General features: G+C 37.6%; 29 protein-coding genes and 2 tRNA genes. 14 read left to right on the top strand and 17 right to left on the bottom strand.

All coding sequences use genetic code 11. The features are described from left to right. Positions 1-2: 2 nt before the first annotated feature. Positions 3-710: a class I SAM-dependent methyltransferase gene (locus ND855_RS00155; protein ID WP_265356655.1), complete on the bottom strand. Its 708-nt coding sequence runs from the start codon at positions 708-710 to the stop codon at positions 3-5. Between the two features lie 23 nt (positions 711-733). Here ND855_RS00155 and ND855_RS00150 point away from each other — a divergent pair, with 23 nt between their 5' ends. The 3 genes from ND855_RS00150 to ND855_RS00140 are packed head-to-tail and all read left to right on the top strand — an operon-like array spanning position 734 to position 3,165. Then, positions 734-1,207, top strand: coding sequence for a TIGR04452 family lipoprotein (locus ND855_RS00150; RefSeq protein WP_265356654.1), 474 nt, complete (start codon positions 734-736; stop codon positions 1,205-1,207). Positions 1,208-1,219: 12 nt separating this feature from the next. Further along, a complete protein-coding gene (locus ND855_RS00145) occupies positions 1,220-2,476 on the top strand; it encodes a serine hydrolase domain-containing protein (RefSeq protein ID WP_265356653.1) in 1,257 nt (418 codons plus the stop codon). 2 nt (positions 2,477-2,478) lie between these two features. Further along, positions 2,479-3,165, top strand: a complete 687-nt coding sequence (locus ND855_RS00140) for an START domain-containing protein (protein ID WP_265356652.1) — start codon at positions 2,479-2,481, stop codon at positions 3,163-3,165. A gap of 60 nt (positions 3,166-3,225) precedes the next feature. Here ND855_RS00140 and ND855_RS00135 read toward each other — a convergent pair whose 3' ends face one another. From ND855_RS00135 to ND855_RS00125, 3 genes are all read right to left on the bottom strand, one after another. Further along, a complete protein-coding gene (locus tag ND855_RS00135; protein ID WP_265356651.1) occupies positions 3,226-3,855 on the bottom strand; it encodes a hypothetical protein in 630 nt (209 codons plus the stop codon). A gap of 23 nt (positions 3,856-3,878) precedes the next feature. Further along, positions 3,879-4,661 (bottom strand): hypothetical protein, encoded by a 783-nt coding sequence (locus ND855_RS00130; protein WP_265356650.1) that lies wholly within the window; start codon positions 4,659-4,661, stop codon positions 3,879-3,881. 209 nt (positions 4,662-4,870) lie between these two features. Next, positions 4,871-6,547 carry an acyl-CoA dehydrogenase family protein gene (locus ND855_RS00125; RefSeq protein ID WP_265356649.1) on the bottom strand — a complete coding sequence of 559 codons (1,677 nt, stop codon included), beginning with the start codon at positions 6,545-6,547 and terminating at the stop codon, positions 4,871-4,873. Between the two features lie 134 nt (positions 6,548-6,681). Between ND855_RS00125 and ND855_RS00120 the strand changes: the two genes are divergently transcribed. Continuing rightward, on the top strand, positions 6,682-7,182 hold the full coding sequence (locus tag ND855_RS00120; protein WP_265356648.1) for a crossover junction endodeoxyribonuclease RuvC: 501 nt from the start codon (positions 6,682-6,684) through the stop codon (positions 7,180-7,182). Here the strand turns inward: ND855_RS00120 and ND855_RS00115 are convergent. Further along, the gene (locus tag ND855_RS00115; protein WP_265356647.1) at positions 7,150-7,899 is read right to left on the bottom strand and encodes an SDR family oxidoreductase; all 750 of its coding nucleotides are present in this window, start codon (positions 7,897-7,899) and stop codon (positions 7,150-7,152) included. The genes ND855_RS00120 and ND855_RS00115 overlap by 33 nt on opposite strands. A 138-nt stretch (positions 7,900-8,037) precedes the next feature. Between ND855_RS00115 and ND855_RS00110 the strand changes: the two genes are divergently transcribed. Beyond that, complete coding sequence (locus tag ND855_RS00110; protein WP_265356646.1) at positions 8,038-8,628, top strand: TetR/AcrR family transcriptional regulator; 591 nt, start codon at positions 8,038-8,040, stop codon at positions 8,626-8,628. 78 nt (positions 8,629-8,706) lie between these two features. Here ND855_RS00110 and ND855_RS00105 read toward each other — a convergent pair whose 3' ends face one another. Together ND855_RS00105 and ND855_RS00100 are read right to left on the bottom strand one after the other, a co-directional pair. Beyond that, positions 8,707-9,237 carry a DUF1697 domain-containing protein gene (locus ND855_RS00105; protein WP_265356645.1) on the bottom strand — a complete coding sequence of 177 codons (531 nt, stop codon included), beginning with the start codon at positions 9,235-9,237 and terminating at the stop codon, positions 8,707-8,709. A 51-nt stretch (positions 9,238-9,288) separates the two neighbouring features. Then, positions 9,289-10,323 (bottom strand): arylesterase, encoded by a 1,035-nt coding sequence (locus ND855_RS00100; protein ID WP_265356644.1) that lies wholly within the window; start codon positions 10,321-10,323, stop codon positions 9,289-9,291. A 105-nt stretch (positions 10,324-10,428) separates the two neighbouring features. On the opposite strand from ND855_RS00100, the gene ND855_RS00095 reads away from it, so the two are divergent. Continuing rightward, positions 10,429-10,719: an LIMLP_16025 family protein gene (locus ND855_RS00095; RefSeq protein WP_407658435.1), complete on the top strand. Its 291-nt coding sequence runs from the start codon at positions 10,429-10,431 to the stop codon at positions 10,717-10,719. Between the two features lie 91 nt (positions 10,720-10,810). Here the strand turns inward: ND855_RS00095 and ND855_RS00090 are convergent. Together ND855_RS00090 and sixA are read right to left on the bottom strand one after the other, a co-directional pair. Continuing rightward, positions 10,811-10,882 (bottom strand) — tRNA-Pro (locus ND855_RS00090). A 64-nt stretch (positions 10,883-10,946) separates the two neighbouring features. Then, a complete protein-coding gene (gene sixA, locus ND855_RS00085) occupies positions 10,947-11,441 on the bottom strand; it encodes a phosphohistidine phosphatase SixA (RefSeq protein ID WP_265356643.1) in 495 nt (164 codons plus the stop codon). Between the two features lie 72 nt (positions 11,442-11,513). Here sixA and ND855_RS00080 point away from each other — a divergent pair, with 72 nt between their 5' ends. From ND855_RS00080 to ND855_RS00065, 4 genes are read left to right on the top strand one after another with little or no spacing between them, the layout of a single operon-like run. Next, entirely contained in the window at positions 11,514-12,032 is a 519-nt protein-coding gene (locus tag ND855_RS00080; protein ID WP_265356642.1) for an RNA pyrophosphohydrolase, read from the top strand. 21 nt (positions 12,033-12,053) lie between these two features. Next, positions 12,054-12,341 (top strand): acylphosphatase, encoded by a 288-nt coding sequence (locus ND855_RS00075; RefSeq protein WP_100725711.1) that lies wholly within the window; start codon positions 12,054-12,056, stop codon positions 12,339-12,341. Between the two features lies 1 nt (position 12,342). Further along, a complete protein-coding gene (locus ND855_RS00070) occupies positions 12,343-13,359 on the top strand; it encodes an aldo/keto reductase (protein ID WP_265356641.1) in 1,017 nt (338 codons plus the stop codon). A 14-nt stretch (positions 13,360-13,373) separates the two neighbouring features. Further along, complete coding sequence (locus ND855_RS00065) at positions 13,374-14,069, top strand: hypothetical protein (RefSeq protein WP_265356640.1); 696 nt, start codon at positions 13,374-13,376, stop codon at positions 14,067-14,069. Between the two features lie 14 nt (positions 14,070-14,083). Here ND855_RS00065 and ND855_RS00060 read toward each other — a convergent pair whose 3' ends face one another. The 5 genes from ND855_RS00060 to ND855_RS00040 are packed head-to-tail and all read right to left on the bottom strand — an operon-like array spanning position 14,084 to position 18,399. Next, positions 14,084-14,797, bottom strand: a complete 714-nt coding sequence (locus tag ND855_RS00060; protein ID WP_265356639.1) for a histidine phosphatase family protein — start codon at positions 14,795-14,797, stop codon at positions 14,084-14,086. Continuing rightward, positions 14,798-15,247, bottom strand: coding sequence for a hypothetical protein (locus tag ND855_RS00055; protein ID WP_135605596.1), 450 nt, complete (start codon positions 15,245-15,247; stop codon positions 14,798-14,800). Further along, positions 15,237-16,268 (bottom strand): phosphotransferase family protein, encoded by a 1,032-nt coding sequence (locus ND855_RS00050; RefSeq protein WP_265356638.1) that lies wholly within the window; start codon positions 16,266-16,268, stop codon positions 15,237-15,239. Before ND855_RS00050 ends, ND855_RS00055 begins: the two co-directional genes overlap by 11 nt. A 6-nt stretch (positions 16,269-16,274) precedes the next feature. Next, positions 16,275-17,450 carry an acyl-CoA dehydrogenase family protein gene (locus ND855_RS00045; RefSeq protein WP_265356637.1) on the bottom strand — a complete coding sequence of 392 codons (1,176 nt, stop codon included), beginning with the start codon at positions 17,448-17,450 and terminating at the stop codon, positions 16,275-16,277. Between the two features lie 46 nt (positions 17,451-17,496). After that, complete coding sequence (locus tag ND855_RS00040) at positions 17,497-18,399, bottom strand: peptidoglycan DD-metalloendopeptidase family protein (RefSeq protein WP_265356636.1); 903 nt, start codon at positions 18,397-18,399, stop codon at positions 17,497-17,499. 78 nt (positions 18,400-18,477) lie between these two features. Between ND855_RS00040 and ND855_RS00035 the strand changes: the two genes are divergently transcribed. Both ND855_RS00035 and ND855_RS00030 read left to right on the top strand, forming a co-directional pair. After that, positions 18,478-19,377 carry a CPBP family intramembrane glutamic endopeptidase gene (locus ND855_RS00035; RefSeq protein WP_265355747.1) on the top strand — a complete coding sequence of 300 codons (900 nt, stop codon included), beginning with the start codon at positions 18,478-18,480 and terminating at the stop codon, positions 19,375-19,377. Then, positions 19,374-20,135, top strand: coding sequence for a hypothetical protein (locus ND855_RS00030; RefSeq protein ID WP_265356635.1), 762 nt, complete (start codon positions 19,374-19,376; stop codon positions 20,133-20,135). Before ND855_RS00035 ends, ND855_RS00030 begins: the two co-directional genes overlap by 4 nt. Before the next feature lie 10 nt (positions 20,136-20,145). On the opposite strand, the gene ND855_RS00025 is transcribed toward ND855_RS00030, so the two are convergent. Next, positions 20,146-20,481, bottom strand: coding sequence for a hypothetical protein (locus ND855_RS00025; protein ID WP_265355745.1), 336 nt, complete (start codon positions 20,479-20,481; stop codon positions 20,146-20,148). Positions 20,482-20,502: 21 nt separating this feature from the next. Between ND855_RS00025 and ND855_RS00020 the strand changes: the two genes are divergently transcribed. After that, positions 20,503-20,931 (top strand): DUF423 domain-containing protein, encoded by a 429-nt coding sequence (locus tag ND855_RS00020; protein ID WP_265356634.1) that lies wholly within the window; start codon positions 20,503-20,505, stop codon positions 20,929-20,931. Here ND855_RS00020 and ND855_RS00015 read toward each other — a convergent pair. Both ND855_RS00015 and ND855_RS00010 read right to left on the bottom strand, forming a co-directional pair. After that, positions 20,907-21,233 carry a hypothetical protein gene (locus tag ND855_RS00015; RefSeq protein WP_265356633.1) on the bottom strand — a complete coding sequence of 109 codons (327 nt, stop codon included), beginning with the start codon at positions 21,231-21,233 and terminating at the stop codon, positions 20,907-20,909. The two genes, ND855_RS00020 and ND855_RS00015, sit on opposite strands and share 25 nt — an antisense overlap. A gap of 19 nt (positions 21,234-21,252) precedes the next feature. Continuing rightward, positions 21,253-22,764, bottom strand: coding sequence for a carboxypeptidase M32 (locus ND855_RS00010; protein ID WP_265356632.1), 1,512 nt, complete (start codon positions 22,762-22,764; stop codon positions 21,253-21,255). Positions 22,765-22,846: 82 nt separating this feature from the next. Here ND855_RS00010 and ND855_RS00005 point away from each other — a divergent pair. After that, positions 22,847-22,917: transfer RNA gene (locus ND855_RS00005), tRNA-Gly, on the top strand. The last annotated feature ends 315 nt before the right edge of the window (positions 22,918-23,232 follow it).

Here is a 23,232-nt window from a genome sequence, read left to right as displayed (position 1 = left end):
GATCATCTTGGTTTTGAATAACAAATCCAATGTCTATCTGAAATCATTTCTACATTTAACTTATGGCTCATTCGTATGGAAACTAACATATCGGTTACTTCTTCAATTCGAAAAGCAGCAAACAAACTATTTAAAAAATCTGTTTTTAAAACTTCAGGTTCATTTTTCGCATAACGTTCTACTAGTTGGTATGCTTCTGATCTTGAGTTGGGACGTAACAAATCGCAAACAAAGATAAAACTATCGTCATCAATCGACCTCTGGATCGCAGACCAAAACTCAAAAGGATTGTGAATGTGATGGAGAAGTGAGTTTGAGAACACTAGTTCAAAACTGGATTCGGGAACAAAGTCTTGAATAAGTTCGTTTTTAAAAAACATTTTATTGTTTCTTTTTTCACCGATTAACGTAAAAAGACGCTTCTGACAATAATTTAACATTAATTTGGAACCATCTAAGTAAGTGAAGTCGGCATTTGGAAATAATGGGAACAGACGAGATGACATATCTCCAGACCCACATCCTAAATCTAACACCGAACGTGGGGAAAATTTAAGAGGAAGTCTGTTTTGAAAATGTTTAATGATCATCGAATGCGCTGTTTCAAATCCAGCATTCGCATACGAATCTACCTGAATTGGTTCGACCATGAGTTCAGGTTCCGGAATGCGAACCATAGTCTGAAGGTTAGTTTGTTCCCATCTTTTCATTTTGGTATGAGGTACCCTTTTCTATGAAACAAATCATTCTTTCCATTCTTTTCTTTGTCTTTTTGACAAATTGTATGTTAACAGAAGGGATTGGTATCCCCACTTATGGAGCCGTAAAAGGATCAGAAGCCAAAAAAAGAATATCTGATGCGATTTTTGAAGCAGAATCAACTGCTTCCTCATTTTGGTTAGCCCAATCAGGGATGAAAGGCGGACAAGGACCAATTTCACCACTCCTCATCGTAAACGGTTTCTTAGCAAAAATTTTGTACTCATACATCTCCAAAATTGAGGATAAAGAATCCTTTATGGAATCGTCGGTTCTACAGTGTGAATCAGACATTCGAACCAAAGGCGCATTAGTTTTGGGAAGTATATATGATGGCCTAACAACTGCTGGGGGAGTGATAAGAGATGCTTACTTACTTCCTGAGTTTGCATCCTGTGATTTGGAAAAAACAGGAAAAATAATCACAATCGAGCCAATTCGATTTTAAAGAGGTATCAATATGAATCACAAAAAATTAATTGGAATCACCTTCGCAAGTTTATCATTGTTTTTGTTTCAATGCCAAAAGCCTGTATCAACTGACAAAGACACACAAGCAACATTAATCGCTGGAATTTTTGGATCTTGTTTTAGTTTGGATTCTTGTTTCGACCAATACGCAAGAACAACAGATGAAGGTGCAAGTTTCCAAGTATTTGATCAAAATGGATCTCGGATTTATGCAAGACAATCTGTGATCGATTATAGTACTTATAAACCGATTGCTTCCGGATCCAAGTGGGTCACCGCAATTACAGCAATGAGAGTTATAGATTGTAACACAAATAGTGGTACTTATGCACAATGCGGGACTGTAACAACTGGAACTTGTAATAATGGAGCTGTTGGAGGGGCAATTTCCTTATCTCGTACAACAGCACAAGTGTTGGGTTGGACAGGAACATATGCAAATGTCACCTTACGCCAATTACTTTCCTTTACTTCAGGATTGAATGCAGGAGGTGGGAATGGATCTGGTCAAGCTACTTGTATCTCTACTTTACCACTCGGTGCAACATCCACCCAAAAAGATACCTGTGTAGGCGAGATTCGAGACCAATCGACTGGAACGCCTGGAGCCTTATACCAATACAACTCCAACCATATGGCTGTCGCACAACGTATGTTAGAAGTTTCTTGCAACAAAACTTGGGACACAATTTACACTCAGTTAATCCTAACTCCTCTTGGATGGGATGCAAGCCAAGCAATTTGGCGAGGGAATTCAAGAGGTGGTACCGATACAGATGGAAGTTTGTCCGGGGCATATGGATTATCCATTTCTCCAGAACATTATGCGCGAATGTTGAATGCACTTTTGACCAATGGTACTGCTAAAAATTCCTCAGGTGGAAATATTACAAATTTTCTATCAACAACATCCGTTACAGAAATTTTGTCTGACCAATACAATGGCGCAAAGATTGGATATTCACAATTTTCTGCATTTGGATACCGATGGCAATATGGTTTGGGAAATTGGAGATTTTGTACGGTTACGGATGTACCCGCAGAATGTGACAAGGACTTGATTTCCCATAGTATCGGGATTAATGGTTTTTACCCTTGGTTGGATCGAAATCGAAATTACATGGCGATCTTAGCAGTAAATAATATCGGTAGAAAAAATGGATTGAGTTTGTTACCAGCTTCTTCAACCTCATTATTCTTTGCTGAAACAGTTAGACCAATCATTCATTCACAAATAGGCAGGTAACCATGATCCAAAAACAAACAGTTTTCAAATTCATACTAGGATGTTTCCTATTCGCTCAATTGATTCCATTATTGGCACAGACACCAGAGTGGTCGGAATCAAAACGTAAAAAAGGTATCCAAGTTCTAACAAGGCAAGTCGCTGGCTCCAATATCGAAGAGTTTTTAGGTAAAACAGAAGTTGATGCTTCGATTTCTCAAGTGATTGCCTTACTTGTGGATCCACAATCTTGTAAAAACTTATACCACCAATGCAAAGAGCTGACAGTTCTTTCTGGATCCGAAAAAAAATCATCTGTATATCTAAGGAATGGAGCACCATGGCCTGTCAATGACCGAGATGTCATTATGGATCGTAGTTTTGATCAAAATGATAAAACGCTCACAACTACAATGAAGATGAAACGATTGGATTCAAATGCAAAATCTGCACCTTCTGGTGTGACACGAATGCCGGCGTTTGAAGGGTATTGGAAACTCACTCCCTTAGCCAATGGGAAACTCAAAATTGAGTACCAAGCACATTTTGAGCCAGGTGGATCTGTACCACAATCAGTCATCAACCTAGTACTGACTGACACTCCCTACGAAACTCTGTTAAACTTAAAATCATTGGTCGAACAGGGAAAACACAAAGAAGCAAAATATGATTGGATTAAGGAACCAACAGTAACAAACCCATCTAATTAGTTTTAGATAAAAACCAATATTGAACCCTATGAATTCATGGATGATGAATGGATTCGTAGGTTAAAAAGCAGTCCGAAGCCCATACGAAACAAAATTAGAACCACAGTTTGGATCGGGTGGACAGTACAATCCAAATACTCCAGAACGATGGTGAATCCTTAAAAATACTTCTGTCTTTCGATCAATGGGTAAGTAAGTACTGATTTCCACCATCATATAATTGAGAAGTGCCCTCGATTCAATCGCATCCTTTTGTAAACCTGATTCCCAATAATATCCCTTAGCCTTATTCTCTAATTTTGGATTTTCAGATGCTAACGATAAACCTTCTCCTAAGGATAAACTGATCGGAGAATCATAGATACGATTGATTTTAACAATGTAGAATGTATTTGTTTCCCAATGGTTCATGCCATTAAAATGTTTAGTTATGTTTGTTTCCCATAAAAAATCAAACCAACGAATTCGATAATCCAAGGGCCGACTCACACCGACTGTACCAATATAAGATTCTTTATAGTCTGTTTTTTGCCGAAAAACAATTGGGATCAGGTCTGTGGTTGTAAAAATCCCACCATACAAAACAATATTCCAATTTTCTTTCGGAATGGATACTGAACCAAGGAATTGAAATGGAAGAAAGAAAATACTAAGCAAAAAAGTTTGGACTGTAATTTTTGAGAGTCTCATTTGTATCAATTGAACTTACATGATTATGGTTGGAACCAATCTTGGTTTCTTTTTTCCCATTCTGTCAGTTGTAAATGAATCACTTCGTAATTCTGTAAAAACAGCCTCCTTAAAAACAATTCATACTCTTTACAATTTTCCGAATGAGTTTGCTCCATAGACTCACGGAGTTTGGAAGGTTTTTCTTGGATACAGTATTTTTGTAAATTGGAAGGATATCGATTTGCGTTTAACATGGGAGCGATGACACTTGAGCCAGTTCCAATATAAAATGGCATAGGTGCCCAAATCGTTTCATAGGTAGATAAAAAAGAAATTCGATGTAAATTCGTTTCCCCAGATGTCCAGACCAACTCCGCTTCTGTTTCCATTGTTCCATAGTAGACCATCGTAAGCGCTAATAAACTAATCCCTATACTTTTGAATGGCCTTTGGCTTTCATTACGAATAACAAGAGTTAAATTATCGATATTGGTTAATTCAAATCCTCGATCCCATCGAGGAAGTTCATTGGGATTATGTGGTTTTTTTTGGGGAATTTTAGGCAACTGGTTTGGATCAGGAGGTGGTAGTGTAACAGTTGTTAAATCAGCAACATTCACTTGGTCATCAATGAGAATAGCAGGTGGAACAGGAAAAACCTCAGGAAATACTTTTGCAAGGATGGGATCCGTTGTTGTCCAACGAATGGAAATTGGTTGATTTTTCGAAAGTTTTGCTTCCGAACTGAGTTCTGGCATTGGTGTTTTGCACGTTACATTCAATACCGATAAAATTAAAATATAAAATACAAAATGTAACTTCATATAACAGAAATAATATTCTGGTAATACCTTAGACTTCTTTTTAATGAAGAGAAAGTTTTTTATCCATTTGGTTTTTGTAATAGGTATAAAAAAAGCCTGAAAGTTCAGGCCTTTTAACAGTAGATGTCGTATGTTTTATGACATTTCGACAAATGTTGGAATGATTCTTTACCGAAGAGAAATTCCTTTCGGTAAAGAAGTTTGTCTTTTTAAGAAGCGAGTGCTTGGTCAAGAAGGTCTTTCGCTACAACGCGAAGAGCCATTACTTCTTCCGCACCTTCAAAGATAGAGAACACACGAGCATCCACGAAATAACGTGAAACTGGATATTCTTCCGCATAACCCATACCACCATGAATTTGCATTGCTTCACGAGTCACCCACTCAGCTATTTTGGATGCATACAATTTTACAAGTGTTGCTTCCATTTGGCCTTTGTGGTCATCGAGTAACGTTGCTACATAGTTTGTGTATTGGCGAGTTGCTTGCGTGATCATTGCCATCTTCGCAATTTTAAACTTAGTTAAAGTATAATCGTAAATTGGTTTTGCGAATACTTTACGTTCTTGGGAATAACGAAGTGCTGCTTCAAGAGCTGCTTGCATCACACCATTGGCACGTGCTGCAGTTTGGATCCTTCCACCAGCAAATCCTTCCATTTGGAAGTAAAAACCTTTTCCACGACCAGCATCTCCACCAAGTAGGTTTTCCTTTGGAACAAAGTAGTCTTCAAAAGATACTTCGTAAGAGTGCATACCACGGTAACCAATTGTTCCAATTGCTTTTCCTTGGATGGAACCACCACCTTCTTGTTTGTAGCTGAACTCATGTCCTTCAAAGGATGGTTTTTCAGCAAGAAGGATCGAAAGACCTCTGTGTTTGAGGCTTGGATCAGACTCTGTGCGGCAAAGGATGAGAAGTAAGTTTGCATACCCAGCAAATGTACACCAAGTTTTGACACCGTTGATGACAAATCCACCTTCTACTTCTTTTGCTGTTACAGAAACTCCGGCAACATCAGAACCGTAGTTAGGTTCTGTTACCATGATCCCTGCAAATTTTTCACCAGATGCAAGAAGTGGTAACCATTTGTTTTTTTGTTCTTCGGTTCCCCCTTTGAGGAGAGCCTTGGACATGATTTCTGGACGAGTGATGAGGGAACCTGCTGCTCCGAGTGATCCTCGGGAAAGTTCTTCCGTTACCACTAACATGGAGATGTTGTCAGGGCGATCGTTTGGTTGGATTCCACCAAACTGTTCTGGAATACAAAGACCAAAACATCCCATGTCACGAAGGCCATTGATGATCTCTTGTGGGATCAAATCATCATGTCTATGAACATGTTCTGCGTGAGGAACAACTACGTTCTCAGCAAAGTCTTTGAAAATTCCACGGAAGTTTTCGTGGTCTTCCGAAAGTCCATAAGCACCAAAATGTCCAAGATCAACGATCTTATCCACAATGGCTTCGTAGTTTTCCATTTTCGATGCGGCTTCAACAAACGCATTGATTTCATCGGAAAACAATTTGGAGAATAATTCCTGATACGTTAATTCATATTCTGCAGGACGCGCTGCGAGTTCAGAACGAATGTTCGAAACAGTTTCCGCCACAAATGTGAGCGCCATTTTCTGTTCCAATTCACCAGTTCCTTTGGAAGCGTCCCAAGCATATACGATGAAGTTTTCAGCTACACGTTGTTGTGCTGTCATCCAAGCAAGTTGGTAAAACACATGTTGCGTTTTGTCCATTTTGCTAATGGAAACTTTACCGTTGTCGGAATTTTTCTGTGCGAGTCGTTTCGTAACTTCATTGAGGAGGGCGGCTTGGGCGTTCAATGCCTTCTCCGCCTGGGATTTTTCGAGTTTCACTGCCGTTGCGGTCATGTGTTTAACGTTCCTGCGGGTGGTTTTCTTCCACTATACGGAAGGAAAGTACCCTGTCATTTTCATTTTTAGACTAGGTTTTGGGTTTGAGTCGTTGAAAACTGTCCCGAAGATAGATTTTAGGAAAGAAATAATTGAAAATTATCGGAATTGATCCAGGGTCCCACCGAGTGGGCTATGCCATCTTGTCCTTTCCAGAGGGACTACGCCGGAACCCTACACTTTTGGGCTACGGGACAATTGAAGTGGCACCCAAAACTCCTTCTCCTGATAATTTACTCCAGATCAGAAGGGAACTCCAAGAGATTCTCGCCGAACACAAACCGGAATGGGCAGCTGTGGAAGAACTGTTTTTCGTACAAAACACAACTACAGGAATGAAAGTTTCTGAATCTCGTGGTGTGATTTTACTCACCTTAGGCGAAAATCAAATTCCCATGGTGTCATTAACAGCCACTCAAATCAAAAAAGGAATTTCTGCCAAAGGCAACGCCACCAAAAAAGAAGTTAGGGCGGCGATCCAAATGATTTTAGGTTTTAAAGACCTAAAAGGCCACGACGACTCTTGGGACGCCATCGCTTGTGCCTTTGTAGGTCGTTCTTTAGTTCGAAGTACTCCGAGCCAAATTCATTGATAAAAAGATTTCATTCTTTTGTTCACGACTTGCATTCGCTGTCACTGTTGAAAAACCAGTTGTGATTTCGAGTTCCCCTTTTTTTAGTCCCTCAATCACACTATCCGCGTAATCATCCAAATTGAGTCCCGCCGTATGTGTGTTAGGGATTCCCAAATCGGTATCAACCATCGGTGGAGAAACTTCAATGACTTCAATGGGTTGGTTACGAAATTGAAATCGTAACGTCAATGTGAAGGAATGTAATGCCGCTTTTGTGGCACTATACACTGGTGTATACGCCAAAGGTATATGAGATAAACCAGAAGTAGTATTTAAAATGACCGCATTCTTCTTTGCAAACAAGTGTTTAGCGAACAACATCGAAAGATGAATTGGTGCACCTAAATTTACATCAATTTCTTTGCCAAGAAGACTCCATGGCTCTTGTTCATTTAATTTTGGATACCTTTGGATCCCTGCATTATTAAATAAAACATTCAGTTCTGGAAAGTCTTTCGTAGTTTCATAGAACAATCTTTCTCTTTCTTCCGGACGGGAAATATCGATACAATATGTTCCCCAATTTGGGAATGATCGTTTGATCTCTTCCAATTTTGTTTCGTTTGTACCACAAACGATCATTTGATTTCCAAGGTCTGAGAATCGTTTTGCGAGCGCGAGGCCGATTCCACTCGTTCCGCCTGTTATCAAGATTGTATTTCCATTCAATTGCATTGGTTTGTACCACCCTTTACTTACATTAATAATATTTTGTAAGTTACAAAAAGTCAAGTCCGTAAGTTTGCAAACTGACATTTTTTTCATTTTGTAATTTGAGATTGACCCTCCCGATTTTCCTCACAAACTTTCCGTATGCCAAGAACCGGTTTAACAACCACAGAAATCAAAGACAAGGCAGTGGAAATTGCGATCGACCAAATGCGTGCCAAAGGATTTGAAAAAGTTCGATTGGTGGATGTAGCCAAAGAAATGGGGATTAGCCATGCGGCACTCTACTCCCATTTCCAAGACAAAACTGCACTTTTTGATGCTGTTTCGGAACGATGGCTAACAAAATTGGATGAGAAACAAGATTTGCTTGTAACAGAAAAAAGAGACCCCATCCAAAAGATTCTGACATGGTTTCTAAATTTACACCGAATGAAATTGGAAAAAGTAAAACTGGATCCTGAATTGTACAAAGCATTTGATATGGCAGCAGAAGAGTCAAAACCCTTCATTCAAACCCACTTGGCCAATATGCAAAACCAGATGGCAAAACTTGTCACAGAAGCCATAAACCAAAAAAAAATCAAAAAGAGAGATGTGAAGTTAGTCACTGACATCCTGATTTCTGCTGGGACAGCTTTTACCCACCCAAAACTTGTTGCTCAACATTGTGAGGTAGATCGTGAAACTTTATTAGTGGATACGATTGAGGCAGTTTTAAAAGGATTAGGTTAAAACAAATTGAAATCATGAAATCGATATGATCCGGTTTCCAAATTTTAACTTTGAAAACCTGAAACAAAAGTTTCGCAATTACTTTCGTTCTCCAGCAAGAAACCTAGCAGTGTTTACATTTCGGATTGTCATTGATTGATACAATTTGTGACTGATTAGTTTGGCGAGTTGGCTTTTATTTACATTTTCTCTTTTGATATTCCAGAAAATGGCACCTTTTACATATCTGATCTCTAAAAATTCTTTCTTGATCGGTAGTTCATCGATCAACCTTTTTGAATCAAATTCTGGAAACAAATACGCAACATCCGTTCTTTGTGTTGGATCATTTAACCAATCTTCTGGAATAGCCTTTGCGATTTTCTTCATTTCATTTTCCGTCTTAACGATGGTTGGGATTTCAAAATCAAAGGTATTTTGAAAACACTTTTGAATTTTCATTAAAACGGATTTGGTATCTAACTCTGATTCAAAAAGAATATTACCAGAGTTAATATATGTCGAAACCTGAATGAAGCCTAAGGATTCAAAGAGGGTTCTTAATCGTTTCATATCAACTTTTCGATTCCCTCCTACATTGATTCCTCTAAATAGTGCGATGTATTTCATCCTGAATTAAAAGCCAATCTCTACTTTTGATCAAATTCCCACATCATTTCGTTAAGGTTTTGGACAAACCAAAAGGAAATCTTCGAATACCTGTGAAATGAGTAGTTTGTCTTTATAAACAAGACCCGTACTTCCAGCAGAAATTTCAGAACCTTCGTTTGCATAAACTTCTGTGACTTCTTTCGTTTCTGGGTTAATTTTAAACACACGAGTGGGAGCTAAATTGTTTCGGTTCATCACGTGCCGAATGAATTTATATGGTGAATCATGCGCTGCAAGCCATAACATACCATTATCATCTTCCAAAATATTATCAGGACCCGCACCTATCGGAATGGATTCTAAATACTTCAAATTAATTTTGCCATCCTCACGATTTACTTCATACAATCGAATCTGTTTTTCCGAAAATACAGATCGATACAATAACTCTTGTTTGCCTTGTTTACGAATGTATATTCCATTTCCTAACATCACAGGAACTCCCAATGATTGGAATTTTTTTCCATCGTAATAGGAAACATCAGCTCGACCACTTCGAATGATCATATCCCAATACTTACGAAATGTTTGGCTTGTTCCATTGTCATTGGATGTAAAAATTTCACCTGATTCATTCATGAATAAATCATTTGGACTTGTAAGAGATGGATCACTTAATGTTTTTGTATGAGTCCATTTTCCGGCCTTTGTACGTTCAAAGATTTCAATTGTATGTGGGATATCGTCTTGGAGTGTGTGCGAAATCACAGCAAGTGTATCCACTCCTTTGACTTTCGCATAACTAATTCCATGTGGCCTGAAATTCTCTGGGTAATTCGTTTCTACTTTTTTAGCTAACAATTTCTGTTTGGGATCCGAGAATGAAATTTCGAACAATGCACCAATATCTTTGAGTCCATTCCTCCGTTCGTGTGAGGAAACAATGATGGTTGAGGACTCTCGGATGATATCGAAGTCTTCTGGGCCTGGTGTACCTGTGATTCGTTCACAACCAACGATTGGTTTTTCTTGGATTTGGCCTCCACAGTGAGAAAGGGAGACCAAAATGGAAAAAATGAGGAAAAAGTGCCGAAATGGGGTCAAACGCATGTGGGTAGTTTACCGTAAGAATTCAGATTCCACTATCAATTTCTTTCTCGACATTATTGTGCAGTGCAAAATAATGGAATCCAGAAGGAGTCCCTTCCGATGAGCAACGTGGAAAACAAACTACAAGATATCGTGAACGCTGGAATTGGTGCTGTTAAAACTTCCAAAGAAGTTTGGGAGAAACTCGTTGTGGATCTTAACGAGAAAAAAAGCCAATTCGAAACCAACTTTCAAAAATTGAAAGAACAAGGGGAAAGTGACACAAGTGATAAAGCCCTAAAAGTGAAAATGGGAGTTGCTTGGGGAATTGTTCGATTCGAAGAACTCAAAGACAATGTTGTGAAGTATCTAGACAAGGTAAAAGAAACAAACGATCAAAAACCTTCTTAAGTTTTATTTTTTCATCTCACCATCCTGAATTTTCTACCGGCAGGTTTGTGCTCAAACCTGCTGGGTTTTTTGCACAAACACTAACCAAACATCGGAGTGACCGGATTTGAACCGGCGACCCCTTGCCCCCCAGACAAGTGCGCTACCGCTGCGCTACACCCCGTGTTATGAAATCCAAAAACCTGAACAGATCCTCTTGGTCAAGCCTTACAAACGGAAGACTTAACTTAGGATTCCGTACCTAAATTATCAGGAGAAATCGCCCAAATGATTTGGCCATGGTTAAATTTTTCTCGCGCAACATTGATGGCAATTGTGGATCCAGGTTGGAAAACTAAATTTTCTGCTACACTAGAATTCCCTAATAATTTGGCTGCGAAGTAAGTGATATCTGGATTATGACCAACTAACAAAACAGTGTCGGAATTACTAAAATTCACCAAACAAGATATAATGTCAGTGCAACCTCTACCGGCTGCTAAATCGTCAGATGCGACCATTTCTCCATTGTATTTTAGTTCTTCGGAAAGAATTTCGGCCGTGTGTTTGGTTCTGGTATATGGGCTATAATAAACTTGTTTAACGGATAAAGATGAATTTTTAATAAATTTACCGATTTTGTGAATGTCACTTCTTCCTTTATCGGTTAGTTCTCGTTGTGAATCGGAAATGGTAGGGGTGGAGTTTTCTGCCTCACCGTGACGAACCAAAATGATCTTCATACTATCTCCTAATCCCAAGATTGAAACTAAGGATTTACCAAGAAACAAAAAATTAAGGAAATTCTTGCGAAAATGGATGAAAGGGGCATTCTAACATTTATGACAAACAAACCCTACCGAAAAAATGTAGGAATGGTAGTATTTAACTCTTTGGGAAAAGTAATTGTGGGAGAACGGATTCAATTTCCTGGTTCTTGGCAATTTCCTCAAGGAGGAATCGACGAAGAAGAAGATTATTTAGAAGCCGCAAAACGTGAATTATATGAAGAGCTTGGAATCAAAAAAGCTATTTATGTAACTGAATACCCTGATTGGATTCCATATGATTTTCCAAACTCTTTAGGACTCAATTCTCATTTACAAAAGTTTCGTGGCCAATTACAACGATGGATTTTGTTTTATTGGGATGGGGAATTAGAAGAATGTGATTTGGTTCACCATGAACAAGAGTTTCTGACTGTTATCCATATGGAAATAGAGGATACAATCCAAGCCGTTGTTGATTTTAAACGACCTGTTTATGAAAAGTTTGTTCCTATTTTTAAATCTGCGATCCAAAATTACATTGCAGAGAATATTAAATCAAAGTAAGGTAATTGTAGGAGACAATCTTTGGGAAAATCAGAAGAAGCAAGAGCAAGAATTTTAATACGGGGAACCGTACAGGGTGTTGGATTTCGTTATTATATCCTACAAAAGGCCCAAGAAATGAGACTCAAAGGTTATACTCAAAACTTACCAAATGGGGAAGTGGAAGCAGTAGTGGAAGGTGATAAACTTTTTATCGAAGATTTATACCGTGCAATGCAACGAGGACCTACAAAAGCAAAGGTAAAGGATCATGTCATAGAATGGAGTGATCCCAAAAACCAATTTAAAACTTTTTTAATTAAGAAATAACATGAAAAAAAGAAGACTTGGCAAAACAGGTATGGTGGTTTCTGAAATTTGTATGGGAACCATGACATTTGGTTCCTCATGTAACGAAGATGAGGCGTTTCGAATTTTAGACAAAGCTTATGATTCTGGGATTGATTTTTACGATACGGCAGAAATTTATCCAGTACCACCTCAAAAGTCTTGGGTTCACCGAACAGAAGAGATTTTTGGAAAATGGCTAAAAACAAAACCGAGAGATGGAGTCATCATAGCAACAAAGGTTGCTGGACCTGGTCATGGTTGGTTTAGTCCACCATTACGAGAAGGAAAAACTGCTCTCGATAAATATCACATTCGACGTGCCATTGAAGGTTCCTTACAAAGGTTAGGTGTCGAAACTATCGATTTGTACCAAACTCATTGGCCTGATCATGATGTTGCTTATGACGAAACGATGGAAGCACTCACCGAATTGAAAGAAGAAGGCAAAATTCGATATGCTGGCTGTTCCAATGAAACTTCTTTTGGTCTCATGAAAAGTCTTTGGACATCAGATAAATACAATTTAATTCGATATGATTCCATCCAAAATAATTTTTCAATTCTCAATCGTCGTTTTGAAGATGAATTAGCGCAAGTTTGTCGTAAAGAAGGTGTTTCCCTGTTACCTTATTCTCCATTGGCCGGAGGAGTGTTAACTGGAAAATACAATGGTACTTCAAAACCAGAAGGAGCTCGTTTTGTTCGTTATATGGCAGAAGGGGAAAGACAAAAAAGAATGTCGAACCGATTCTTAAATGAACAAACGTTAGCTTCCACTAAAGAATTGATGGAAATCGCAAATAAATATGGGATGAGTGTCACTGTGATGTCTGTCGCCTGGAGTAAACAACATGATTACGTTGCATCTACAATTATTGGTGCAAATACCGTGGAACAACTTGAAGAATCGTTAAAGGCTACAGATGTCATTTTATCTGATGAAATATTATCCGAAATTAATGCTGTATCCAAAAAAATTCAATACCCAATGGGCTAAGGACCTATTTTGATATGAGCTCAAACTCGGATAATACAAATCCATCTGATCGTAATTCTGAAAACGATTTAATCTCGGATAAAAAACAAATCTCCAAATGGGAATCGTTTTCTTCGGGAATTCTTCGTAAGTTCTTAATATTACTTTTGGTAACTTATTTGTTTCCCGAGTGTTCTAGTTTTGGTCCAAAAAATTCTCAAAGTAGTTTGATTATCGTCCATATGACGATTGTTAAGGATGAAATGATACTAGATGAGTTGATTGATCCAAGGTTCCAAAAAGTAACCTTAAGAAAAGGTGAAAAATCCATAGAATACAGTGAAAGTTCAGAACATTATTATTACTTTCAAAACCTAAAAGAAGGCCAATACGAAATTTTTGATGCAGTCCACTTACTCAATCGTGGTGCCTCAGATTTTGCATTCAGCAGTACAAAACAACCGAATAAAATCGATATTGATTTTGATCCAGAAGAGATTCGGAAATCGCGAGTGGATTTGCTACCAGGCACTGTTGTGTTTTTGGGAAGTTTTCATGTGACTGTTGATTTTAAGTTCCAAGAAGAGCCTAAAATTTCAGTTCGTTATAGCAAAACAAATGAAGAAGAACTAGCAGCGATGGATCATTTGTACAAAAATTATCCAAGATCCGGTTGGGGACAAAAAGCAAAAAATCGAGTTAAGTTATTGTCTTCCTTTACACAACCATAAATCTAATCTGATTTTTAAACAATCGTAATTAGATCCGGGTTTTGTAAGTGGGGAGTTCCATTCCAACTAACAGGTTCCCAATGATTGTTTTCATGACGAAACACACTTAAAGACGAATTTAAAATTGATTTCATAAATATAGGAAACTCTTTATAATTCATTTTGCAAGATAGACCCATCATAATTGCGATGGGTGTGCTCGAAGAAACAACAAGGGTACTTTTTACATCAACAGGGATTTGGAGTGGACCTTTTGATACCTTTTCAACATATTCTTCAAACGTGTATGGTTCGATTGAACCCCAAACTCCATTTACCCAATCGGCTAATACAAGTTGTATGAGCTCTTGAAAATAATGCCTAGTTTCTTCTTTTCCTTCTTCCCATGCAGTTTTATATGCTTCGTATAATTTTGCAAATGATGGATTCGCATTTCGGATTTTGGCCGCAATGCCTAACCACATTCTAGAATCAAATTCATCCCAAGCTGAATTTTCTATCGGATCTGGTATACAAAATTGATCGTTGGTAAAACTTTTAATGATTCCTTCTGCGGTTTGTTTTTGCCTGTTTAAGGTTCCTGTATATACGGAATCAAATTCAATTCTTTGGTGTTTAAAATATTCGCCTAAAAGATTAGCCTGTTTCCAACCTAATTCTGTTAGTTGATCATAATTTTTTCCAAGTCGATCCGCTTGGCCATGACGAACTAAATATAAATAGGACATCTATACTTGGAACCTCGGATTAGAAACAGAAAGGTTTTCTTTTAATTGTAATTTGACCAAATTCCATACTTTTCCCTTTGGGGATGTATCAATTTTAGAGGAATTAGTTTTTGAATTCGTTTGGTTTGATTGGTTACGAATGGTTTGGGCTAAACTTTGATTCCAATGATATAAAACTTGGTATTTCTCTTTTTTGGATAATTTTTGAAAACTTTCTAAATCGTATTTGGATTCCAAATCTGAGATTCGTAATTTCTGATTTAAAATTTCCGACCAAAGATTGGTATATTCTGAATTGTCAATTTCCCTTGCTATGACACCTAACATATTCCAAGAAACTAGTGTTTTATATGATAATAAATCATCACCTTCTAGTTTGGGTAATAATTCTTTCATCATAAAATCTTGAATGGCAGAGAGTAGTTCTTTTGTATCAGGTCTATATTGCATTTTCTAATTCCTCTATGAGACGCATTGCTTCCCATTCCATTTCTGCTGTCCTTCTTCCGATGGAAGCAAGTTCGATTCCTTTATCTTTGCCTGACAAATGCCTCTCAGCTTGTTGTGCACTTCCAATTGCCCATCGAACGTTTCCCATGATCTCCCAATAGGAAACTTTATATGGATCAACCTTGATACCAGAAGTAAGTTCGTATTCTTTATAAAAATCCTTTCTCTCGCCGAATCCACCTACTTCTTTATTGAGACGACCAAATCTCCAATCTCGCATACACAACCAAGCAATGTCTTCGTGTCGATCTCCAAAATGGGCAAATTCAAAATCCAAGATTCCTTGAAGACCATCTGCATTCATCATAAAGTTACCAGTGCGAAAATCTCCATGTACTAAAACAATTTTATCAATGTTTGGTGCATGTGACTCCATCCAATTGAGGCATAATTCAATCGCTGGGTGAGCTTCTGGTAAATCGTCTAAAGACTGTCTTAAATCGGCAATCGCTTGGCTTATGTAATTTTCAATCGTGACTAATTTGAGTTTTTGTTTTAGGTCTTCTTCCTTAACAGTTTCTGGAGTTACTGTATGAAGTTTTGCAAGATTTGATGCTAAATCAGAAACCATTTTTGTTTTACGATAGGAATCTAATTCTTTATCTTTAGTGATGAAACGACCTGTTGCTTTTCCTGCAATTTTTTCCATTAGAAAAAAAGGGGTACCTATAATAGAAGTTTGTTCTTCTAAATAAACTGGCGTTGGAGTTTTGACTCCTGCATTGTATACAAGTTCTGCTACCTTAAATTCATCCCGTTTTGATAAGGAAGAAAGTAAACTTCCACCCTTATCTGTACGAAGAACTAGTGATTTTTTGGACGTATTGGATTGTATTTCCAAAGCATAATTATCTTGGCAAGCTCCTCCACTTAAATGGAAAATTTCAGTTATTTTAACTGGCTCTTTCCATACAGAAGTTAGGTGGACTTCAACCTTCTCTTGCAGTTCTTTAATATCCATGAATCTTTAAAAATCCCATTTTTCCGATACATAATTGCGACCAATGACCATTTTATGAACTTCGGATGGCCCATCTGCAATTCTTGCTGCACGTGCATCTCGGTAAAATAATTCGAGTGGTAAGTCTCTTGAATATCCTTTTCCACCACATATTTGGATCGCCATATCAATTGTATTACACAACGATTCACTGACTTTCCATTTTGCCATGGAAGTTTCCTGTCTTGCATCCTTACCCATTTTTAATAACCAAGCTGCCTTCAATGTTAATAAGAATGCCATCTCGATCTCAGTAGCACGTTCAGCAAACATCCACTGAATTCCTTGGTGATCGGCAATCCGTGCACTAAAAACTTCTCTTTCTTTCGCATAACTTCGCGCAATCGAAAGGGCTCTTCTTGCCATCCCAGTCCATCTCATACAATGGGTGAGACGAGCAGGTCCTAATCTTTCCTGCGATAAACGAAAACCTTCGCCTACTCTACCTAAAACCATATCTTCAGGTACTTCTACATTTTCAAAATTGAGTTCACAATGCCCACCTGGTCCGTGTGAACCCATGAGTTCTATCTCACGTACCATCGTATAACCTTTCGCATCAGTTGGCACAAGAAACATCGTAGTTTTGCGAAAACTTCCATTCACCTTCGCCATTACGATGAGGTACTTTGCTCCATTTGCGCCAGTGCAATACCACTTACGTCCATTGAGAATGTATTTATCACCTTGTTTTTCTGCATTGGTTTGCAAAGAAGTGGGATCTGATCCTGCACCTGGAGAAGGTTCAGTCATAGCAAATCCAGTGCGAAGTTCACCTTTGATGAGTGGATGTAAAATTAATTCTTTTTGTTTTTCTGATGCTGCAAGAGACAACAAATGCATGTTTCCTTCATCTGGAGCATCACAATTAAAAATATAAGGAGCAATGGGAGAACGACCAAGCTCACTAAAAATAATACAGGTACCAATTAAATCTAAACCCAATCCACCTTCTGATTTGGGAAGGTGAGGTGTCCAAAACCCGGCCGATTTTACTTTAGCGCGTGCTTGTTGGTTGATGTCCTCTGGCATTCGACCTTTTTCATAATCATAATGTTTTTCCAGAGGAATGATTTCTTCTGTTATAAAAGATTGGATGTTTTTACGAAGTGTTTCAACTTCTTGGGGAATTTCAAAGTCCATTGAATCCAAGAAGTAACACAATCAAGATAGATCGTAAAATCTTTTTTTAATGAGATCGAAAAATAGGTCTTTCTCTTTTTGAATTTCTTCTAATTTCAAAATGCAAATGTGGACCGGTCGCTCTACCTGTTTGACCTACTTCCCCAATTTTTTCGCCTTTTTTGACTCTTTGTCCTTGTTTTACTGCAAAGTTCAATAGATGTCCGTATCTAGTTTCGTAACCTAAAATATGTTTAATAATAATTAGATTACCATATCCACCTTGTGCACCAACAAAACTAACTTCTCCGTCCATTGAAGAAAATACATCTGATCCTTGTTTGGCGGCCATATCCAAACCACCGTGAAACGTTTCCTTTTTAGTAAAAGGATCTAATCGTTTTCCAAAATTTGATGAGATGATAGCGGCTGTTAGTGGGAACTGAAATCCAAATCCGTAAAAGAAAGATTTTTCTGATTTTCCCATTGAGATACCAGGCAAAAACCATTTACCTCGTTCGGAATCATATTGTAATTTGTTTGCATCAATTTGGTATTTATCTGCTAAAAGCAATTTTGTTTTGTCACTACCATCCGTTTCTTCTGGATGGAATGTTCCACGCATATTTGGGATTTCAAGGATCATCCCTTGTGATAAATCATGAGGGGAACTGAGCTCGTTAACGGAGGACAAAGTTTCTAAATCCATACCAGTTCGTGCCATGATTTTGAAAAAGTTATCTTCCTTTTTCACCTTATATTCGTAATATTTGAGTGGGATGAGGATTTCTTTTTTAGTTCCAGATTTTGAAATTCTTAAGTTTTCTTTGATTTCGGATCGGAGGTTTTTTAAAGATGGATTCGAATATTCAAGGTTTGCCAATGTGAGAGGACTAGGAAATAGATTCGCCACGGCTCCAAAACCGATCCAAATCACAGTCCATTTCAGAAAAATAAGGCGATTAGACATAATCATCTAAAATGATTATCGGCCATTTCTCAAAAAAACGATGACGATTCTTGCCGAAATTGAGGAACTGTAAGGCAGATGCAGAATCGATTTTTTGAGATCTTTCGGCTCACTGCCTACTCTTTGGGTCTCGTTTATGTTTGTTCCTTTTTTTATTCCGTATTCTTTCTGGCGTTTGTAAACCATTCGGTCTTAAACCACAGGATCCCAGAAGAACAAATCCTTCCTCTCTATGAAGAATATTCTGAAGGTAAGTTAGATTTTTCGGGACTTTTGGCGGAATACCAAAAAGTTGTAAATCCTATCAAGGACCAATTTCAAAAAGAAATCACCGAAAATCCAAATACGTTACTGAGTGAATTCTATGAGATTGTGTTTTCTGAAAAACCATATTACTTATTAGGACACTCAGTTCCATGGTTTTTGTGTTATGTGGGGCTTGGTTATTTATTATACAAAAAAGTATTACAAATTCCTGTCACAAACTTACAAGATGAACTTTCAATTCCCATTTTATTACGAGGGATCACAAACGGCTTCATATGTTTTTTTGTAGTGGTAGTATTTGGTGTGATTCTTGAAAAATTATCGGTTCCATTGGAATCAGGTGTTTTTGCAAAAAAATTATACGAATCCATTCATGGAAATGGTTACCTTCTAGCTTGGGGTATTTATGTTGTAGGTATCATTACAGGAATTTTGGAAGAAATCTTTTTTAGAGGTTTTTTACTGAAAGCTTTCATTGATAAAGGATTAACCCAAGAAGGACTTCTCATTGTATCCTTATTATTTGGTTGGTTACATTATGGAGAAGGTACTTCCATTGCCATTCCTTTCATCATTTGTGGAGTTGGTATGTTCTTTGGTTATCTGTACATTAAAACAGGAAATCTTTGGATAGCCATGGCTTGCCATGCCACTTACAATTCATTAGGATTAATCAATGCTTATCTTCAATTACCAGTGGTCCAATCATGAATTTTTCAAAATCGAAATTAAATATTCGCATAACAGAAGTATTGTTACTTTTTTTTCTTTTATGCTTCTCTCCTAAATCAATTTTTGCAGGAGAAACGGTTGAAGTATTGGGTGGACCGGATGATGTAAATATTCGGCTGCTTGCACTTCTCAACAAGTTAGATCCAGATTTTTACGCCGACGAAAAAACCCAAGGATTTATGTATCGATATAGAAATCGTTGGAGTAATCCATATGACTTTAACATCTATGTTGGAAAAGTCGGGAAGACTTCACCCGATTCCATTATCCGAATCGAATCTCCAAGAAGGGGTCAGGAAAAAATGTGGAAACAAATTTTGGAACAGGAATTGTTACAAAAACCTCCTCACGAATCAGCGGTTCCCTTAACTGAAAAATATCATATTGTTTCCCAAGGTTTAAATTTAATTACACCTATGGCCTCTGTTGGTTATAATTCTTGGAATTCTCCACTATTCACAAATCGTGATACATTTGTTAGTATGAGTATTTATTTCTTATGTGATTTAATTTTGGTAGGTGGTGCATACTTATATGCACAGGAGAATTTACCAAAAAAGAATATTTATGATCATATGCTGAATACAAAAGGACCAGGAAATGTTTGGGAATCACCAAACGCTGTTGGAATTTTTGCAGCAATGGCTGTAACGAGAGTTGTGCGAGCATTTGATGCATGGGAAGATACAGCTGCTCACAATAAAACAGCTCAATTTGGTTGGTCTTTTAAGTTTTAGCTAAAAAAATTTATGATTTAAAAAGATCACGTGCTGCATCCGAGGCACTTGATCTTTCAAAATCTTCTCTTTCAATGAGAGTTAGTTCCAATCCTTCCTTTTCAATTCTACTCAAAATTTTGGCAATATCTGCCACCTTACTCAATTTAGTTGCCAGATACTTGAAAGTAATTCCACAATCTGGGCATTTTTTATCTTTGAGGTAATTGAGACCAAGTTTTTTGCAATTTCCACAAGTTCCGTAAAGATCATCGATGTAGAGTAATTGTTTTTTTACATCGTCTACATTGAGTTGTCGCCAAACTCGTACAAATTTAGTATTCTTTCCGGATACATCTGAAGTCATAGGCAATAGGAAGTATCGAATATGAAACTTGTCAAGAAGCAATCCGATTTAGTTTTAATCTTACTCATTTGTTTATCTGGTTTTTTAGCTGTGGCGATTGGTGCCTTTGGAGCACATGGTCTGAAAAAAATCATACCACCAGATCTTATGATCACTTTTGAAACTGGAAATAAATACCATTTTTATCATAGTATTACAGCTCTTATCGCATTTTTGATGTTAATCCTTTCCGAGCAATACGAGACCTCTGAGAAATCAAACAAATATCTTCGATTCTCCATTTGGATGTTTTTGGTAGGTATTTTGATTTTTTCTTTTAGTTTATATTTCTTAGCAATTACAGGAATTAAAATTCTTGGTGCCATCACTCCTTTTGGAGGAGTGAGTTTTCTGGCTGCTTGGTTTTTTCTAGGACTAGGAATGTATTATTTTTTTGTTCCGAAAAAATAGTGACCTTGTTTACTAATTAAATTTCTTGAAATAAGGCCGTCGGCAATGAGTAACAATCCTTCTGCGGCGGCTTTTTTTGACTCTTCTGAGCTATCTTTTTGTAATGCCATAAGTTCATGAACATATTTTCTTCTTTGCAAATCCAAAACACCTAACATTGATCCAGCGATCTTTTCATCCATCTGTAAAAAAGCCAATGCCAATGTTTGTGGAGGTGTTTCATTACACAAATAGTATAATGCTAAATTATCAAAATACGAAAGTTGACTGAGTTTTTCTAATACTTGTTCTGATCCAGACATAGTGATTCCTTTGATTCAATTAATTGGAAATTGAAACTTCCTTTACTTTTTCTTCTAAATATGAAATAAGATACTTCGCATTTGCTGGTTCGCCTGTAGCTTCCGAAACTAAATTTTCAATCGTTAAGATTTTTCCTTTGGAATGAATGTTTTTTCGTAACCAAAATAATAAATCTGAAAAATCACCTTTCGAAGCAAATTTGTTATGCGAATCAGGATATTCTTGTGTAAATTTTTTAAAAAATTGTGCACTGAATATATTTCCTAATGTATAAGTTGGAAAATATCCGAAGGCTCCCATAGACCAATGAATGTCTTGCAAAACTCCTTCTGCATCGTTTTCAATTATCATTCCAAAACTTTCTTTCATTTTAGAATTCCAAATTTCTGGTAATTCTTTGACTTTGATGTTGCCATTGATCAAATCTCTTTCGATCTCAAATCGCAATATAATATGGAGGTTATATGTGACCTGATCTGCTTCAACGCGGATCTTTGATTTTTCCGTGCTGTTTATATATTTATATAAATCTTGAAAAGGAAGTTCTGATTCAGACAATTCAAAGTCATCTAATAAAATCGGATACATAAATTCCCAAAAAGGTAAAGACCTTCCCACTTGGTTTTCCCACAGGCGACTTTGTGATTCGTGAATTCCTAAACTTAGATACTCCGTTAATGGATTTGGCCAATTTGGCATGGTTGACAATCCAGACTCATATAAAGAATGACCAGTCTCATGTAACACGCCGAAGATGGAAGATAATGGATCGGTTTCAGAATATCTAGTTGTGATTCGTTTGTCCCCTTTTCCTAAACTAGTGGAAAAAGGGTGGTTACTAATGTCTAATCTTGATTCTTTTTTTGTGAGTCCTAAAATGGAAGGAAGTCGATTACAGAATTTGTTTTGATTGGCAATTGGTATAGGTCTTTTGAATGGACTTTCGAACCTTGGAGCCTTTGATACAATCGGAATAAGTGATTTTTTTAAATCAGAAAATAAAATTTGGATTTGGTTTGCCTTGGCACCCTTCTCATAGGAATCCAATAAAGCATCATAAGGTTCTGTCGTATAACCAAAGTAATCCGCTTGTTTTTTGGATAATGTAACCAATTCCTCAAGTCTATCCGAAAATAATTTAAAGTTTTTTTCCTTTTTTGCCTCGGCCCATTCTGCATGTGCTAAATTGGTGAGTTTTGCAAATTCAGCAACGAATTCAGATGGCAATTTATCTGCTTTTTCTTTCTCCTCCATCAAAATTTCAAGCTCACGATTCCATAATGACCTTTCCGATTCTGGAAGTTCTTTTGTGGTTAGTTTCGCAGATTGAATGAGCTCCAAAAAAGATGGATCCGTCATCCATTCATGGGTGAGTTCCGCAACGGCAGCAATTTGAGTTGATCGATACTCTCTTCCCTCTTCTGGCATCATCACTTCTGAGTCCCAGTGGAGAACGGAAGAAATATCTTGGAAAAGTTTGATTTTTCGATATTGTTTTCGATAATTTTCGAGCGCTTGAGGGAGGGCCATAGACTCATTTTCTTCCACCCACACATTCTGGAACCAAAAATCATTGACCCTTAACCCTCAGACAAAACTATGTATTTACGTCGCGGGTGTGGTGTAACGGTAGCACAGCAGCCTTCCAAGCTTCTGGCGAGGGTTCGAGTCCCTTCGCCCGCATGACAACTTCTCCAACTAACCAATCACAATTTTCTAACCAATTGACTCGAACAGTGGCGCGAGCTGTTTTATGAGCGACCCATAGGGAGCGAACAAAACAGAAAGAAAGCCATGATGGCTTTCGACGAGCGTCGCCGTGCCTCGGAGCGCAGTGAGGACAGGACGTCCGAACAGCGGAGAGGTCTTTGTCCCTTCGCCCGCATGACAACTTCTCCAACTAACCAATCACAATTTTCTAACCAATTGACTCGAACAGTGGCGCGAGCTGTTTTATGAGCGACCCATAGGGAGCGAACAAAACAGAAAGAAAGCCAT

Source organism: Leptospira paudalimensis (assembly GCF_026151345.1).
Classification (GTDB): domain Bacteria; phylum Spirochaetota; class Leptospiria; order Leptospirales; family Leptospiraceae; genus Leptospira_A; species Leptospira_A paudalimensis.
The sequence above is the reverse complement of the archived record's forward strand: the minus strand, read 5'-3'. Positions and strand labels throughout refer to the sequence as shown.